16 protein-coding genes are annotated in these 15094 nt (G+C 51.3%); 7 read left to right on the top strand and 9 right to left on the bottom strand.

All coding sequences use genetic code 11. From position 1 onward, the window contains the following. Positions 1-36 precede the first annotated feature (36 nt). The gene (locus Q0X97_RS04795; protein ID WP_302066345.1) at positions 37-1383 is read right to left on the bottom strand and encodes a murein transglycosylase A; all 1347 of its coding nucleotides are present in this window, start codon (positions 1381-1383) and stop codon (positions 37-39) included. Between the two features lie 292 nt (positions 1384-1675). On the opposite strand from Q0X97_RS04795, the gene Q0X97_RS04790 reads away from it, so the two are divergent. After that, entirely contained in the window at positions 1676-1984 is a 309-nt protein-coding gene (locus Q0X97_RS04790; RefSeq protein ID WP_302066346.1) for a hypothetical protein, read from the top strand. Between the two features lie 235 nt (positions 1985-2219). On the opposite strand, the gene Q0X97_RS04785 is transcribed toward Q0X97_RS04790, so the two are convergent. From Q0X97_RS04785 to Q0X97_RS04755, 7 genes are all read right to left on the bottom strand, one after another. Continuing rightward, complete coding sequence (locus Q0X97_RS04785) at positions 2220-2774, bottom strand: L-threonylcarbamoyladenylate synthase (RefSeq protein ID WP_302066347.1); 555 nt, start codon at positions 2772-2774, stop codon at positions 2220-2222. Positions 2775-2960: 186 nt separating this feature from the next. Next, a complete protein-coding gene (gene purD / locus Q0X97_RS04780) occupies positions 2961-4232 on the bottom strand; it encodes a phosphoribosylamine--glycine ligase (RefSeq protein ID WP_302066348.1) in 1272 nt (423 codons plus the stop codon). A gap of 388 nt (positions 4233-4620) precedes the next feature. After that, on the bottom strand, positions 4621-5229 hold the full coding sequence (locus Q0X97_RS04775; protein ID WP_302066349.1) for a YigZ family protein: 609 nt from the start codon (positions 5227-5229) through the stop codon (positions 4621-4623). A 168-nt stretch (positions 5230-5397) separates the two neighbouring features. Beyond that, the gene (locus Q0X97_RS04770) at positions 5398-6333 is read right to left on the bottom strand and encodes an electron transfer flavoprotein subunit alpha/FixB family protein (protein ID WP_302066350.1); all 936 of its coding nucleotides are present in this window, start codon (positions 6331-6333) and stop codon (positions 5398-5400) included. A gap of 10 nt (positions 6334-6343) precedes the next feature. Further along, a complete protein-coding gene (locus Q0X97_RS04765) occupies positions 6344-7093 on the bottom strand; it encodes an electron transfer flavoprotein subunit beta/FixA family protein (protein WP_302066351.1) in 750 nt (249 codons plus the stop codon). A 223-nt stretch (positions 7094-7316) separates the two neighbouring features. Beyond that, complete coding sequence (gene waaC / locus Q0X97_RS04760; protein WP_302066352.1) at positions 7317-8303, bottom strand: lipopolysaccharide heptosyltransferase I; 987 nt, start codon at positions 8301-8303, stop codon at positions 7317-7319. A gap of 51 nt (positions 8304-8354) precedes the next feature. Continuing rightward, on the bottom strand, positions 8355-8990 hold the full coding sequence (locus Q0X97_RS04755) for a nicotinamidase (protein ID WP_302066395.1): 636 nt from the start codon (positions 8988-8990) through the stop codon (positions 8355-8357). Between the two features lie 116 nt (positions 8991-9106). Here Q0X97_RS04755 and tsaA point away from each other — a divergent pair, with 116 nt between their 5' ends. The 3 genes from tsaA (at position 9107) to Q0X97_RS04740 (ending at position 10847) form a co-directional block, all read left to right on the top strand. Next, positions 9107-9790, top strand: a complete 684-nt coding sequence (gene tsaA / locus Q0X97_RS04750) for a tRNA (N6-threonylcarbamoyladenosine(37)-N6)-methyltransferase TrmO (RefSeq protein WP_302066396.1) — start codon at positions 9107-9109, stop codon at positions 9788-9790. Positions 9791-9958: 168 nt separating this feature from the next. Then, positions 9959-10444, top strand: coding sequence for a dihydrofolate reductase (locus Q0X97_RS04745; RefSeq protein ID WP_302066353.1), 486 nt, complete (start codon positions 9959-9961; stop codon positions 10442-10444). A 73-nt stretch (positions 10445-10517) separates the two neighbouring features. Further along, the gene (locus tag Q0X97_RS04740; protein ID WP_302066354.1) at positions 10518-10847 is read left to right on the top strand and encodes a zinc ribbon domain-containing protein YjdM; all 330 of its coding nucleotides are present in this window, start codon (positions 10518-10520) and stop codon (positions 10845-10847) included. A gap of 175 nt (positions 10848-11022) precedes the next feature. On the opposite strand, the gene Q0X97_RS04735 is transcribed toward Q0X97_RS04740, so the two are convergent. Then, positions 11023-11562, bottom strand: coding sequence for a lipocalin family protein (locus Q0X97_RS04735; protein ID WP_302066355.1), 540 nt, complete (start codon positions 11560-11562; stop codon positions 11023-11025). Between the two features lie 423 nt (positions 11563-11985). On the opposite strand from Q0X97_RS04735, the gene Q0X97_RS04730 reads away from it, so the two are divergent. From Q0X97_RS04730 to Q0X97_RS04720, 3 genes are all read left to right on the top strand, one after another. Beyond that, a complete protein-coding gene (locus Q0X97_RS04730) occupies positions 11986-12216 on the top strand; it encodes an exodeoxyribonuclease VII small subunit (protein ID WP_085389971.1) in 231 nt (76 codons plus the stop codon). Continuing rightward, a complete protein-coding gene (locus tag Q0X97_RS04725) occupies positions 12200-13096 on the top strand; it encodes a polyprenyl synthetase family protein (RefSeq protein WP_302066356.1) in 897 nt (298 codons plus the stop codon). The genes Q0X97_RS04730 and Q0X97_RS04725 overlap by 17 nt, the downstream gene beginning before the upstream one ends. A gap of 89 nt (positions 13097-13185) precedes the next feature. Beyond that, positions 13186-15051 (top strand): ribonuclease catalytic domain-containing protein, encoded by a 1866-nt coding sequence (locus tag Q0X97_RS04720; protein ID WP_302066357.1) that lies wholly within the window; start codon positions 13186-13188, stop codon positions 15049-15051. Positions 15052-15094: the final 43 nt, after the last annotated feature.

Raw genomic sequence — 15094 nt, 5'->3', positions numbered from 1 at the left:
AATGATTTCAGACGGCCTTTGCATATCCGGTCTTCTCTACGGTCTGTATTCGGGCATCACACCATTGGGCAGCAACTGCCACACATAGCCGGTATGTTTCTGTTTGCCTGCCACGGCACCCGCTTCATCGCCGTAACCCCAGAAATAATCCACACGAACCGCGCCTTTAATCGCGCTGCCGGTATCCTGCGCCATAATCAACCGGTTGAGCGCATAATTGCTCACCGGATGGGTAGTCGCCACAAACAAAGGCGCACCCAGCGTGATGTAATGGCGGTCGACCGCTCCGGCATACTGCCCCATCAGAGGCGTGCCGAGCGCACCAACCGGGCCGTCGTCATTGCCGGGAAGCTCGCGGAAGAATACATAGCTGGGATTCTGCCCCAACACCTCGGCCAAACGCTGCGGGTTGCGCTGCATATAGGCTTTAATACCTTGCATGGTGGTTTGCGCCAAAGTCAGATAACCTCTGTCGGCCATATAACGCCCGATGGATACGTACGGATATTCGTTTTTATCTGCGAACCCCAAGCGGATGTATCTGCCGTCGGGCGTTCTCAAACGGCCCGATCCTTGAATATGCAGGAAAAACAGCTCCACAGGGTCGTCTGCATAACCGAGAATCGGCGCTTTCCCGTCCAAAGCACCGCCGTTAATCTGGGCGCGGGTGTAATAAGGCACAAACTGGCTGCCTACAAAGCGGCCTTTTAAGGCTCTGGTACGCTCGCTAATCGGAAATTTGGCTAAGTTGGCGGTATATTGGCCGGCCGGATCAACCACGCCTTTATTCTGCCCCGTAGGGCGGACACGCACCATTGCTTTGCTGTTGCGCAAACCGGCAGGCAAATCGACCGATACGAAGTCGCTGGGGATACCGTAAACGGGAAAACGTGCTTTGGCGGTGTTTTTAACATCACCGTGAAGCACCGGCTCGTAATAGCCGGTAATCGTACCGCCGAGTTTGCCGTTGCCGCTTACCTGCCACGGCGTGAAATACTGCTCGAAAAAGGCTTTGGCGGCACCGTCCTGATAAGGCGTTTGGGCTGCTTGGGCACACACATTGCGCCAATTCTGCTGTGATTTCAGTTTCTCGCATCCCAAACGGAACGAACGCAGGCTGTCGGAAAAATTCTGCTGCTGCCATTGCGGTAACTCACCGTACGAAACCGCTTTGTAGCTTGCCCCGCCGCCGGGCGCATGCACATGGCCTTGCGGCGCAGGCGTACCCGCAGGCATCGGCATACCGGGAGTGGTAACCGGCGGCACTTTGGCAGCGGGCGGCAAGGTGGTAACGGGAGGTTTGCTCTTCTTAAAGCTGCAAGCTGCCAATACGGCCGCGGCGATACCCAACAGGGCGATACGGTAAATTTTCTGACGATTCATGGTTTGCTGTATGTTAAGGCCGTCTGAAACCGACAGGGTAAGCATTTCAGACGGCATCGTTATCAATGAATAAACTTAGAAGACTGTTTTCATGCCGACTTGGTTCCTTTTCCGGATGGCTTTTTACCCATTTGATTCCACTTACAAAATGGAACATAAAGGCCGTCTGAAAACCAAGCCGGCGGCAAGTGGAATTCGGCGGCATTCTAACATAAAATCAATAAATTAATATTTTTAATATCATCAAAGGGAAAACAAGAAAATCCGCCTATCTATCCGACAAGAAAATGTTATGTTTGCCGAATTAACTCAAGAAACCGCCATTGCCCATAGAACGTTGGAATTATCAGAAAATTCTGCCGAAAAAGTAAACGTATTGATAGGCAAGCCGGAACAACTTGGCGAAAATGAATGGGCTTGCCCATACAGAATCGTCGGGGCGGGTAAAGATATCAACTTTCGTATCAGCGGTGTCGACAGCATTCAAGCGCTTCAATTGGTCTTTTCTATCATTGAAAGTGCCATTATCGGCGCAAATTTGTCTTTATGTTGGAACGGCGAAAAGAATTTGGGGTTAAGTCGGTATCCGCATAAACTCTGAAGACGTTGAAGCAAAAATATACTTGTTGAAAAGATAAAATTGATCTTGCAGTTATTTGCCAATAACTGCGCTGCATTTCATCAAGCCATGTCTCAGGCTTCTGTTGAATCAGCCCTATCATCATAGTGTATTCGGTTGCTTTGCATGATAATGCGGCCATATTTATTGCGTTATTACCATAATCTGCAAACAATACACAATATACCCAAAGTTATTATTGTGATCGCAATTTAAATCAACGCAAGCGGGCACCTGATTCGCCGTCAATAATTTGGCTGGGAGCTTTCCGGCTGCCTATCCGTCCACCGACAACCCATACCTGCCGACCAAATTGCTTTCTCACCTCACGCTCACTCTTGCACGGGCATTTTCCCGCACGATTACATGAAGTAGACACCAAAGGCATATTCAGCATTTTGCACAACCGCCGCGCCCCACTATGCGCAGGCACCCGTACGGCCAGTTTATTGCGCCCTTTTCCACGCAAAAGCGGCAACACGCGGCTACGGCAAGCCAATAAGAAAGTTTTGGGTGCAGGCCATTCGTTTTGTAACAGGGCAAGCGTTTTTTCAGACGGCCTCTCCAATAGCGGCTGCAATTGCGCCAAGCTATGGCCAATCACAATCATGCCTTTGTTTTGAGGCCGCTTTTTCAAGCATACCAATTTCTTTAAAGCACGCGGATGTGTGGGCAAACAACCGATACCGTAACAAGATTCGGTAGGGTAAGCGATCAAGCCGCCATGCTTTAAATGATGTGTAAGTTTTTTACAGGCAATGGCTGCAGGCATTCGGGAAATTCCATCATGATTGAAAATACCGCGGTGAAGCAGTTGATTTCTTTGAAGGCTATCGGGAGCATATGGGCGCTATCGCCCAATCATAGATACGATACGGATACAAAAAAGCAAATATGCCTATTCCGGCAGACAAATATTAGGGGAGGCCGTCTGAAATTTTTCAGACGGCCTATATCATTAACGTTTTATGGCTTTATCGGCAATATCTTTGCGATACTGCATACCGCTAAAATGAATGTTTTCCAATGCTTGATACGCTTTATTTTTCGCAGCAGCAACATCATCGCCCAAACCGACCACGCATAAAACACGCCCGCCATTGGTTACCGTTTCGCCTTTTTCATTTGCCGATGTGCCTGCATGAAACACTTTACCGATTTTTCCGGCGGCATCCAAACCCGAAATCACATCGCCTTTTTTCGGCGTTTCCGGATAATTCTCGGCAGCCAACACTACGCCGACGGCTGTTTGCGGGTTCCATTCGGCTTTAACGCCATCCAATTTACCGTTAATCCCGGCTTCTATCAAATCCACAAAATCACTATCCAAACGGCTCATAATCGGCTGGGTTTCAGGATCACCGAAGCGGCAGTTGAATTCAATGGTAAACGGAGCACCGCTTTTATCGATCATCAAACCGGCATACAAAAAACCTGTAAATTCATGGCCTTCGGCCTTCATACCGTTAATAGTCGGTAAAATAATTTCATTCATCGCCCGCTCATATACTTCCGGCGTAACCACCGGCGCAGGGCTGTATGCACCCATACCGCCTGTATTGGGGCCTCTATCGTCGTCCAACAACCGTTTATGGTCTTGACTGGTAGCCATCGGCAGCACATGGGTGCCGTCAGCCATCACGATAAAACTTGCTTCTTCGCCTTGCAAAAAATCCTCAATCACCACTCGGGCTCCTGCATTGCCCATCTTATTACCGAGCAGCATATCGTCAATCGCAGCATGGGCATCTTGCAAAGTCATGGCAACAATCACACCCTTTCCGGCGGCCAAACCATCGGCTTTAATCACGATCGGCGCACCTTTTTCCTCTACATATCGGTGTGCTTTTTCCGCATTTTCAAAGGTTTGATATCCGGCAGTAGGAATGCCGTATTTCGCCATAAACGCTTTGGCAAAATCTTTCGAGCTTTCCAACTGGGCCGCATAACGGGTAGGGCCGAAAATTTTCAAACCGGCGGCACGAAAATCATCCACTACGCCGGCCGCCAACGGTGCTTCGGGGCCGACCACGGTAAAAGCAATATTTTCACGCTTACAAAAATCAATCAAATCGGCATGTGCGGTCAACACAATATTTTGCAGCTTCGGTTCCAACGCTGTTCCTGCATTGCCGGGTGCCACAAATACGGTTTCTACTTTAGGCGATTGGGCCAGCTTCCAAGCTAACGCATGTTCGCGCCCACCACTGCCGATAACGAGTAATTTCATGGATTTTCCTTCCATTAAAGCCGATTGAAATGAGTATTAAAGCTGTCGGATTATAGCCTAATTTATGGCCAAATAACCGAATAATTCTAATATCTTACTTTCCGGTTTTTTTTGCATGACGATAGGTTGGCTTTGTTTGAACCGGGCACCTCAACCCGAAAACAAAATATTTTCACTACTAGACGCTATTAATATTCAATCTGCCGACCTGAGCAAAAACGAGGCCATCCGTAACGTTTTCCGATAAAGTTTAAAACGTTTCAGACGGCCTCTTAGCAATAATACAGAGCCATTTACCCCATCCCCAAGTTTAATATTCGACGCAAAACATCAAACCGATCTATGTGGTAAATATTAAATTCCAAGCTATAACACATACTAACAAGGCTTAAAATGCCTCATCTTGTACGTCAATCAATCGGGTATGCCGCCATGCGGCGACACATGCTTGATATTGGGCTAACGGGATTTTTATGGTTAAGCGGCAATCCAACTGCAAATCCTGTTCAACCACTTCGGCGTGATGCTGCTTGGCGATTCGGATAGCATCATTTAAATTCGGGTATTCGCAACGCAACCAAACCGTTTTTTCGACATTTTTTTCAATTATTTCTGCTATTTTCAGCGCTTCTACGGAAGCAGTTTTATAGGCGTGAATCAATCCGGGCACACCCAATAACGTGCCACCGAAATAACGCACCACCACGATCAACACGTCGGTTAATTCGGCGGAATCTATTTGCCCGAGAATAGGGCGGCCGGCACTGCCGGAAGGCTCTCCATCATCATTAGCCCTGAATTGCGTACCATCCACGCCCAAACGATAGGCATAGCACCAATGCCGGGCTTTATGATGTTCTTCGCGCAAAGATTCAACATACCGCTTTACCTCCGCCGCAGATTGAACAGGATAAGCAAAAGCAATGAAACGGCTTCCCTTATCTTTAAATTCAGCCTGAACCGGCCCGGTGATTGTCTTATAAACGGCAGCAGTCATCTTTATCTTTTCCGCACTTTCAGACGGCTTTCAATAACTAAGCTCGAAGATGGTTTTATAAAAAATCAGGCCGTCTGAAATAAAAAACAAAACTTTATACGAATAACCGTATAAAGTTTTGTCGGTTTAAGCCAATAATATAATATGTTTCACGTGAAACACTTTTGCTTAATCTTTCAAAGCAGCGGTTAGCTTCGGCACAATGTCAAACAAATCGCCGACCAAGCCATAATCAGCCACATTGAAAATCGGAGCATCAGGATCTTTATTAATGGCTACGATAACTTTACTGTCTTGCATACCAGCAGTATGTTGAATTGCTCCGGAAATACCGACCGCAATATATAACTGCGGCGCAACCACTTTACCGGTTTGGCCAACCTGTACATCATTCGGTGCATATTCGGCATCAACCGCAGCCCGTGAAGCACCGATTGCCGCCCCTAAAGCATCGGCCAGCGGCGTTAATACCGCTTGAAACTGCTCGGCACTACCCAATGCCCGGCCGCCGGACACCACCACTTTGGCTTGCGTTAAATCGGGGCGGTCGGATTGCGTTAATTCTCTTCCTACAAAGCGGCTCAGATTTTGGGCAGCTAATGCTTCGGCATGAACCACTTCTGCGTTACCATCTGTATTTTCCGCTGCATCGAACGCAGTAGCACGGAAAGTCAGCACTAATTTTGTCGCGTCGCTTTGCACGGTTTCAAAAGCATTGCCGGCATAAATCGGACGAACGAATGTTTTACCATCAATAATTTCCGTTAAATCAGAAATTTGCGGCACATCAAGCAAGGCGGCAACGCGCGGCAGCAGATTTTTACCGAATGCGGTAGCCGTTGCTGCAATATAACGGTAATCGGCAGCCAGTTTTACCGCGAGAGGAGCAATTTCCTCCGCCAAACTTTCACCGTAATGGAGGGCATCAGCCAGCAATACTTTAGCCACCCCTTTTACTTGCTTGACTGCATCCGCCACTGAAACGGCATTGGAACCGGCCACCAAAACATGAACTTCTCCAAGTTTCGCAGCCGCCGTTACTGCATGAAGGGTAGCGGGGTTTAACTGTTGGTTGTTGTGCTCTGCAATAATCAATACGCTCATTTCCGCCCCCTTAAATCACTTTGGCTTCATTTTTCAATTTTTCAACCAATTCGGCAACATCCGCCAACTTCACGCCTGCCTGACGCGCTTTGGGTTCCGCCACTTTTACCACGTTCAAACGCAGGGCAATATCAACACCCAGCTCTGCCGGCGTGGTTTTTCCCAGTGGCTTTTTCTTAGCGGCCATGATATTGGGCAGCTTCACAAAACGCGGCTCGTTTAACCGTAAATCCGCACTAATCACAGCGGGCAACTTCAAGGCCAATGTTTCCTCGCCGCCGTCTATTTCACGCTTAATCGATACTTCGTTTTCGCCCAATTCCACTTTGCTGGCAAACGTGCCTTGCGGCGCATTCAAAAGGGCAGCAAGCATTTGTGCGGTTTGGTTGGCATCATCGTCAATCGCCTGTTTGCCCAACAGCAGAAGCTGGGGTTGCTCTTCCTCAGCCACAGCTTTAAGCAACTTGGCAACCGCCAACGGCTCCAATTTCTCGTCGGTTTCCACATGCACGGCACGGTCTGCACCCATCGCCAAAGCCGTGCGCAAGGTTTCTTCACATTTTTTACCACCCAACGATACCGCCACGATTTCAGCCAATTTGCCTGCTTCTTTCAAACGAACCGCTTCTTCTACGGCAATCTCGTCAAAAGGATTCATCGACATTTTAACGTTGCCGATATCCACATCCGAACCGTCGGCTTTCACGCGGACTTTTACGTTGTAATCCACCACGCGTTTTACGGCGACCAGTGCTTTCATGAAATCTCCTTGAAGCCGGAGCGATCCGGCAATAATTATTTGATCATCAATCTTAAAACATAGTTTTTACCAAACAGGCTTCTGCCAACCTGCTTGGTAAAAACCACGCATTTATTGTTCAGACGGCCTCACATTATATCCGATTAAAGCAATTACTCTTCAGCTTTTACGGGATTTTAAGCAATTTTAAGGCTGCATCAATGTTCCGACAAAAACCGCAAATCTAATCCGCACTATCCGCACTATCCGCTTTTGCCGACATACATTGCAATAGGGCATGATAAACATCATCGGCATGGGGAATTTTGCCGATATTACCCAGATTTTTCGCCCATGCAGAAACTTGCACGCCGGTTTTCAGCGGGTCGGTATCGGTATAAATACCGACAACCGGTTTATCCAACGCATTTGCCAAATGTAGCAGGCCGGTATCTACGCCGATTACGCCCTTTGCATTGTCCAGCAAATAGGCTGCTTGCAGCAGGCTCATTTTTTCACACACTCGCACAAAAGGCAGCTTGCCGGCGATATTTTCAGCCCGCTGCTTTTCCGTATCGTTACCCCACGGCAAATATACGGTCGCGCCATCACGCCCGTGCAACTTTTCCAGCAAAGCCAGCCAATGCTCAATCGGCCACAATTTGCTGTCGCGGCTTGTTGCATGCAAGGCCACATAATAATGCGGCGGCAAATCTTTCAGACGGCCTGCTTCGGGCACAACCAAACCGAAATGCTGCTCGGCAGGCATTTCATAACCGAAAGCCGAGGCAAATAGCGCGCGGTTGCGCCAAACCGCATTTTTTCCTTTAGGCACGGCAAACGTTTGGTTATACAGCAACGCAGCCCAACGCTCGCGGGCACTATTGAAACCCAACCCTTTTATCGGAGCATTGGCTGTTTTGGCAAACAACGCACTTTTCAATAAACCTTGGCCGTCTAAAACAAAATCGAAGCGGTTATGCTGCAAACTGCTTTTCAGACGGCCTATCTCCTGCCATGTTTCCTTTTGCTTCAACTGCTTGCGCCATTGCCGCCAGCGCATAACATGCACTTCTTTCACGAAAGGGTGCAAGCGGGCAATATCGGCAAAAGCGGCTTCGCACAGCCAATGCAATTCCACATCGGGGCGCATACGCGACAAATCATCCACCGCAGGCAGCGTGTGGATTAAATCACCCATACTGGAAAGTCGCACAAGCAGCGTTTTCATCAAGGCTTCCGTGTATATATGTATTTATGTTTCACGTGAAACATAAACAACTCATTGATTTTTAATATAATCATAAATCGAACGTGCATTCTCCAACACAACCGCACCGTTATCGACCATTTCGTTCCACGCCGCTTCCACCGTTTCGGGTGCGATGCCTCTGCAAGCCGCCGCATTCACGATTACCTGCCAGTTTCCACCTTTTAAAAGCTGTAAAACCGTTGTTTTTACACAATAATCGGTTGCCAAACCGCCCACAATCAAGGTTTTCGCCTCTTTGCAATGCAGCCATTCCAGCAAACCGGTGCTGAGCTTTTCTTCAATATCGTGAAAACATGCGCCGTAAGGGTGAAGCGCAGGGTCTACGCCTTTCCATACGCAATAATCATATTCTTTATCGGCGGGCAATCCGTCAAGCAGTTCGAAACCTTTCGTGCCGACTATCGCGTGGGCAACCCATGTCAAATCCGCATCCGGCAAGCCGGTGGGCTTCAGCATATCGGCGGGATTTTCCACCAGCCATTTGGCCGACGGGCTGTGTGCATCTTTGGTCATCACACGCAAATCCGCCAATGCAGCCTGTGCATTCAATTCCGACACAATCAAATCGCCTTCGGCCACCGGCAGCTCGTCGGGGCATAAAGGCGAAAAAGTTTTCTGTGCGTCTACGTCTATCGACACTATCATATACGGCTTCCCGATTTCAGCAGCCGCCATTATAACAAAGGCCGTCTGAACAGGGGTATTCATGCTTGATAACGGCTGTTATCATGGCCGCCCGTATTTATTTTTCAGACGGCCTCATGCAACATACCGTTTACAGCATTGCCACCGTGCATTCCCCATACAAGCAAAAGTTCGGCGTTGCCCGCCAGCCCGGGCTGGTGCCTGCCGCAGAAGTATGCATCGAGCTGAACCGCGAATTTACCGCCGACAGCATACGCGGTTTGGACACTTTCGACTATGTGTGGATAAGTTTTATTTTTCATGATGTTATTAACGAAGGCTGGTCGCCGCTCGTTCGCCCGCCGCGTTTGGGTGGTAAGCAGAAAATGGGGGTGTTTGCCACGCGCAGCCCGCACCGTCCCAACCATATCGGCCTGTCGCTGCTGAAACTCGAACGCATCGAAACCGGCAAAACCGTACGTTTATATTGCAGCGGAGCTGACTTGCTCGACGACACGCCCGTTATCGACATCAAACCGTATATTCCTTTTGTGGAAGCCAAACCTGACGCGGCCGGCGGTTTTGCCGCCGAAAAACCGGAAGAGCTGACCGTAAACTGGCTGCCGGACAGCGGCGCAGACAACCTTGCGGCCGCCGAACGCGAAGTGATCGCCCAAAGCATCGCCCAAGACCCGCGCCCCGCCTATCAAGATATTCCCGAGCGGATATATGTGATGGCCATCTGCAATTACGAAGTAAAATTTCAAATACAAGGAAAAAACGCCACTATTATCAGCATTGTAGAATCAATGCCGGATTAAAGGGGCAGGGCGGTTGCCTCTGCCGAATCTTTGCAATAAAGCCGCCGAAGGCCGTCTGAAAACCGATTTTTCAGACGGCCTTTACCATTTGCCATCTCCTAGCTGAACAGACAAACCCGCCTCTTTCGCTATACAATGAGGCCGTCTGAACCCACATAAAAAACGGTTATGCAAAAAATCACCCTGATTGCCGCCTGCGCCGACAACGGCTGCATCGGCATCGACAACACCATGCCGTGGCACCTGCCCGAAGATTTCGCCTTTTTCCGCACCTACACATCGGGCAAACCGGTGGTAATGGGACGCAAAACATGGGAATCGCTGCCTAAAAAACCGCTGCCCAACCGCCGCAATATCGTGATTACGCGGCAGGCGGATTATGCTGCCGAAGGCGCGGAAACCGTATCCGGCCTGCAAAAAGCACTGGATTTATGCCCCGACGCCGAAGAAATCATCGTCATGGGCGGCGCACAGATTTACGCCCAAGTCCTGCCGCAGGCCACCGATTTGCGTATTACCGAAGTGCATTTAAACGTGGAAGGCGACGCGTTTTTTCCCGCCTTCAACCGTGCGGAATGGCAGGAAACCGCCCGTGAAAGCCACACCGCTGCCAACGGCATCCGCTACTCGTTCGTACACTACCAAAGGCTCTGACACGCAGAGGCCGTCTGAAAAAGTTTCAGACGGCCTGCCCAACTATCCATAACAATCTGAATAAAGGAACACCATGACTTACCCCGTCTGCCCGCAATGCGGCTCAGAATTTACCTATCACGACGGCGCACAACTCGTTTGCCCCGAATGCGCCCACGAATGGCAGGAAGGCGAAGCCGCCGCCGAAGAAAGCCTTGTAGTGAAAGATGCCAACGGCACCCCGCTGACCGACGGCGATACCGTAGTACTGATTAAAGACTTAAAAGTCAAAGGCTGCTCGATGGTCATTAAGCAAGGCACCAAAGTGAAAGGCATCCGCCTGCAAGAAGGCGACCACAACATCGCCTGCAAAATCGACGGCAGCGCCATGAACCTGAAATCGGAATTCGTGAAAAAAGCCTGATTCGGCAAACCGAAAGAGGCCGTCTGAAACTTTATTTCAGACGGCCTCAAGCATTTCCCGCAAACATCCGCTACGATTCGGCCGCAACCGAACGGCAGGGCAAACCGCCGCACCGCACGGCACCGCTTCCGTCTGCCGTTTTTTAAAATAGACGGCCGCTTTCAAACGAGACGATTCAATTTTGTTTGGTTCGGATTAATCCCGACAAATCATAACCTTGCTCGGCAGCCTGCTTCAAATAGGCTTGATAAACGGCCTCATCGATTTGCGGCGTGCGCGACAGCACCCAAAGATATTTGCGGTCGGGTTGGCCGATCATTGCCGTTTGATAATTTTCATCCAACGCCATAATCCAATAAGGCGAGTGGCCGAACGGCAGCCAGCGCAAGGCTTTCGGCAGGAAAGTTACGCTCAACCGATTATTGCTGTCGTTTTGCGGGCGGGCAAGCCCTTCGGCTGCCGACCAAGCTCCGTCAGCCTTCAAACAGCGGTTGGTAACGGTAACCGTATTGTCGGGATTGGGCGTATAAGTGGCCGTTACATTGGCGGCACATTGTTTCTGGAAAGGCATCGGCAGGCGCGCAATTTCATACCACGTGCCGGCATACCGCCCGAGATCCACCTCGCCGACCGTTTGCAAAGGAGGCAAATCGGCCGCCTGCACCGATGCGGCAATACACGCCAAACCGAATAAAGTAGAAAATCTGAAGGCCATTCTAAACTCCTGCTTGCGTGATGATGTCATTTAAAATGTTTGATTCTTTTGAAAAATTTCAGAATATCACGATTTCTAGAGTCTGTCGCGGCCAGCCGTAACCGAACCATGCTTGACAACAAACATTCAGACGGCCTTGTTATAGCGAATAAACCTAACTTCCTACGGCGTTGCTGCGCCTTAGTCCGAAGAGAACGACTGTGCAAACCGCTGAAGCGGCAACGGAATCGGTTCCGCACGGTCTGTACTGTCTGCAACTTGCCACCCTTGTATCCAAAATAAGTTTGTTTGCCATACTGTTTCCAACCTTCTTTCTCCCGCTTTAACGCATTCCGATCCACGGTATTTGCATCACCATCCGAACAGCCCGAACCGTCCCAAAAATGCTACAATAACACCTTTTCCATCCAACCCTACCGCCTTATGAAAAAATCTGCCGCGCCCAAATCGTTTGAAGACGCGCTCAAACGTCTGGAAACCCTCACCCAAGCCATGCAGAGCAGCGAAATGCCGCTGGAAGACGCGCTCGCCGCCTATCAGGAAGGCAACGAATTAGTGAAATACTGCCAAGCCAAGCTCGCCGAAGTCGAGCAGAAGCTGCAAGTATTGGATGCAGGCGAACTGAAGGAGCTGAACCTTGAGCAAAGCGAATGATTTGAAAGCATGGCAGCAGAAAGCACAAGCGCAAACCGAGCTGGTGCTCGAGCGCATGATGCCGTCTGAAAACATTGTGCCGCACATCCTGCACCAAGCCATGCGCTACGTTACCCTCGGCGGCGGCAAACGCCTGCGCCCCCTGTTGGTGCTGGCCGCTTCCGAATTGGGCAATGCCGATGCCGCCGCAACGGAGCAGGCGATGGCGGCGGTGGAGCTGATACACGTTTATTCGCTGGTGCACGACGACATGCCGGCGATGGACAACGACAGCCTGCGCCGCGGCAAACCCACCTGCCACGTGCAATACGACGAAGCCACCGCCTTGCTCGTCGGCGATGCCCTGCAAACGCTGGCTTTCGACGTATTAAGCCAACCCACGGCCTTGCCGCCGGCGCGCCAACTCAAAATGGTCGGCGTACTGGCGCGGGCATCCGGCAGCCTCGGCATGGCGGGCGGGCAGGCGATTGATCTGGCCAACGTCGGCAAACCGATGACGCAAGCCGCGCTGGAACACATGCACGGCCTCAAAACCGGCGCACTCATCCGCGCCGCCGTGATGCTCGGCGCATTGTGCTGCCCCGATTTGAACGATAGCGATATCGAACGTTTAGACGATTACGCCCGCAAACTCGGCCTCGCCTTCCAAGTGATCGACGACGTGCTCGACTGCGAAGCCGACACCGCCACGCTCGGCAAAACCGCCGGCAAAGATGCCGATAACGACAAGCCTACCTACGTGAAGCTGATGGGGCTGACCGAAGCCCGCACCTACGCCGAAACATTGATCGGCGAAGCCGTTGTCTTGCTGGAGCCGTTCGGCAGCCGGGCCGCCCACCTGCGTTTGCTGGCCGAATTCGTTACCGCCCGGAAAAACTGAAGCCGTTTCCGATAACGCGACAGACATCAAGGCCGTCTGAAACCCTTTTTCAGACGGCCTTTCCCCAAACCTGTATATCAGATTGCAATATGAACATATTTTACGAAGAATCCGGCCAATTCAAAGTGGCAACCGTCGTTCAGAAAAACGATGCCAACTATCAGGCCGACACCCAGCACGGAAAACGCACCAAAGTCAAAGCCGCCAACGTATTTGTCGAATTCGACACCCCGCTCGACGACTTCCTAAACAAAGCCCAAGCCGAAGCCGCCGACATCGACACCGATCTCTTGTGGGAAGTGTGCGGCGAAGAAGAATTCACCGCCGAAGCCATCGCCGAAGAATATTTCGGCCACGCGCCCACCAAAACCGAGCTGGCCGCCACCCTAATCTCCCTCTACGCCGCGCCGATGTACTTCTACAAAAAGGCCAAAAGCGTATTCAAAGCCGCGCCAGAAGAAACCCTCAAGCAGGCGCTGGCCGCCATCGAGCGCAAAAAGCAGCAGGAAGCGCAAATCGAAAGCTGGGCCGAAGCCTTGAAACAAGGGCAGATGCCGTCTGAAATCGCCGCCGACTTAAAAACCATCCTGCACGCGCCCGACAAACAGGCGCTCACCTACAAAGCCTTCACCAAAGCCGCCGACGCGCTCAAACTCGCTCCGCTGGCTCTCGCTATGCAAACCGGCGGCGTGGCTTCGATTCCGCAATACCTGTACGACGGCTTTGAAATCAAGCATTTCCCCAAAGGCATCGGCTTTCCCGATGCCGCCATCCCCGCTTTGGCCGACCTGCCCAAAGCCGACGTGCAGGCGTTTTCCATCGACGACGACAGCACCACCGAAGTTGACGATGCCATCAGCCTCACCGATTTGGGCAACGGCAGCAAACGCGTCGGCATCCACATCGCCGCCCCGTCGTTAGCCGTCGCACCCGGCAGCGCCATCGAGCAAATCATCATGGAACGCCTGAGCACCGCCTATTTCCCCGGCGGCAAAATCACCATGCTGCCCGACGACTGGATCGCCATGTTCAGCCTCGACGCAGGCGCATACCGCCCCGCCGTGAGCATTTATTTCGATATCGATGCCGACTTCAACGTCGGTGCGCCCGAACACAAAATCGAAGCCGTTTACATCGCCGAAAACCTGCGCATCCAAACCATCGAGCCGCATTTCAACGCCGAAACCGGCTTGGATGCCGAAGGGCAGGCCATGTTCAACCACCATCAAGATTTAATCTGGCTGTACCAATTCGCCGTTGCCCGCCAAAAAGCACGCGGCAAATACGAGCCTGAACGCGCGCCGCAATACGATTACAGCATCGAATTGAATGAAGACGGCAGCGTAGGCATTGCCCGCCGCGAACGCGGTTCGCCTATCGACACATTGGTGAGCGAAATGATGATCCTCGCCAACAGCACATGGGCCGAAATGCTCGATGCCAACAACCTGCCCGGTCTCTTCCGCGTGCAGCCCGGCAACAGCAAAGTGCGCATGAGCACCAAATCCGAACCGCACAGCGGCATGGGCGTGCAGCATTACGGCTGGTTTACCTCGCCGTTGCGCCGCGCCGCCGACTACATCAACCAAAAGCAGCTTATCAGCCTGATCGACGACACCGCCGAACCGCTGTTCCAAAACAACGATGCCGGCCTTTTCGCCGCCCTGCGCGATTTCGAGTCCGCCTACACCGCCTATGCCGATTTCCAACGCAAAATGGAAAGCTACTGGAGCTTGGTGTATCTCGAACAGCAAGGCATCAAAGAGCTGAACGCCACGCTGTTGAAAGAAGATTTGGTGCGCATCAACGGCCTGCCGCTGGTTACCCGTGCCACCGGCATTCCGTTCGACGCGCTGCCCAAATCGCAAATGCTGCTGGCCGTTACCGAGCTGGATGCGGATAAGCAGTTTATCGCGCTGAACTATCTGAAAGCCGTTGCGCCCGCCGTTGCATAGTTGTGAAGAGGCCGTCTGAAAATACAGTTTCAGACGGCCTGAT

Source organism: Neisseria sp. MVDL19-042950, from assembly GCF_030504625.1.
Taxonomy (GTDB): Bacteria; Pseudomonadota; Gammaproteobacteria; order Burkholderiales; family Neisseriaceae; genus Neisseria.
The sequence above is the reverse complement of the archived record's forward strand: the minus strand, read 5'-3'. Positions and strand labels throughout refer to the sequence as shown.

Coding starts and splice junctions, on each gene's coding strand:
- Q0X97_RS04790 (WP_302066346.1), top strand. CDS start 1,676: ATGTTTGCCGAATTAACTCAAGAAACCGCCATTGCCCATAGAACGTTG.
- Q0X97_RS04735 (WP_302066355.1), bottom strand. CDS start 11,562: ATGGCCTTCAGATTTTCTACTTTATTCGGTTTGGCGTGTATTGCCGCA.
- tsaA (WP_302066396.1), top strand. CDS start 9,107: ATGCAACATACCGTTTACAGCATTGCCACCGTGCATTCCCCATACAAG.
- Q0X97_RS04795 (WP_302066345.1), bottom strand. CDS start 1,383: ATGAATCGTCAGAAAATTTACCGTATCGCCCTGTTGGGTATCGCCGCG.
- purD (WP_302066348.1), bottom strand. CDS start 4,232: ATGAAATTACTCGTTATCGGCAGTGGTGGGCGCGAACATGCGTTAGCT.
- Q0X97_RS04755 (WP_302066395.1), bottom strand. CDS start 8,990: ATGATAGTGTCGATAGACGTAGACGCACAGAAAACTTTTTCGCCTTTA.
- Q0X97_RS04775 (WP_302066349.1), bottom strand. CDS start 5,229: ATGACTGCTGCCGTTTATAAGACAATCACCGGGCCGGTTCAGGCTGAA.
- Q0X97_RS04720 (WP_302066357.1), top strand. CDS start 13,186: ATGAACATATTTTACGAAGAATCCGGCCAATTCAAAGTGGCAACCGTC.
- waaC (WP_302066352.1), bottom strand. CDS start 8,303: ATGAAAACGCTGCTTGTGCGACTTTCCAGTATGGGTGATTTAATCCAC.
- Q0X97_RS04785 (WP_302066347.1), bottom strand. CDS start 2,774: ATGCCTGCAGCCATTGCCTGTAAAAAACTTACACATCATTTAAAGCAT.
- Q0X97_RS04730 (WP_085389971.1), top strand. CDS start 11,986: ATGAAAAAATCTGCCGCGCCCAAATCGTTTGAAGACGCGCTCAAACGT.
- Q0X97_RS04765 (WP_302066351.1), bottom strand. CDS start 7,093: ATGAAAGCACTGGTCGCCGTAAAACGCGTGGTGGATTACAACGTAAAA.
- Q0X97_RS04770 (WP_302066350.1), bottom strand. CDS start 6,333: ATGAGCGTATTGATTATTGCAGAGCACAACAACCAACAGTTAAACCCC.
- Q0X97_RS04740 (WP_302066354.1), top strand. CDS start 10,518: ATGACTTACCCCGTCTGCCCGCAATGCGGCTCAGAATTTACCTATCAC.
- Q0X97_RS04745 (WP_302066353.1), top strand. CDS start 9,959: ATGCAAAAAATCACCCTGATTGCCGCCTGCGCCGACAACGGCTGCATC.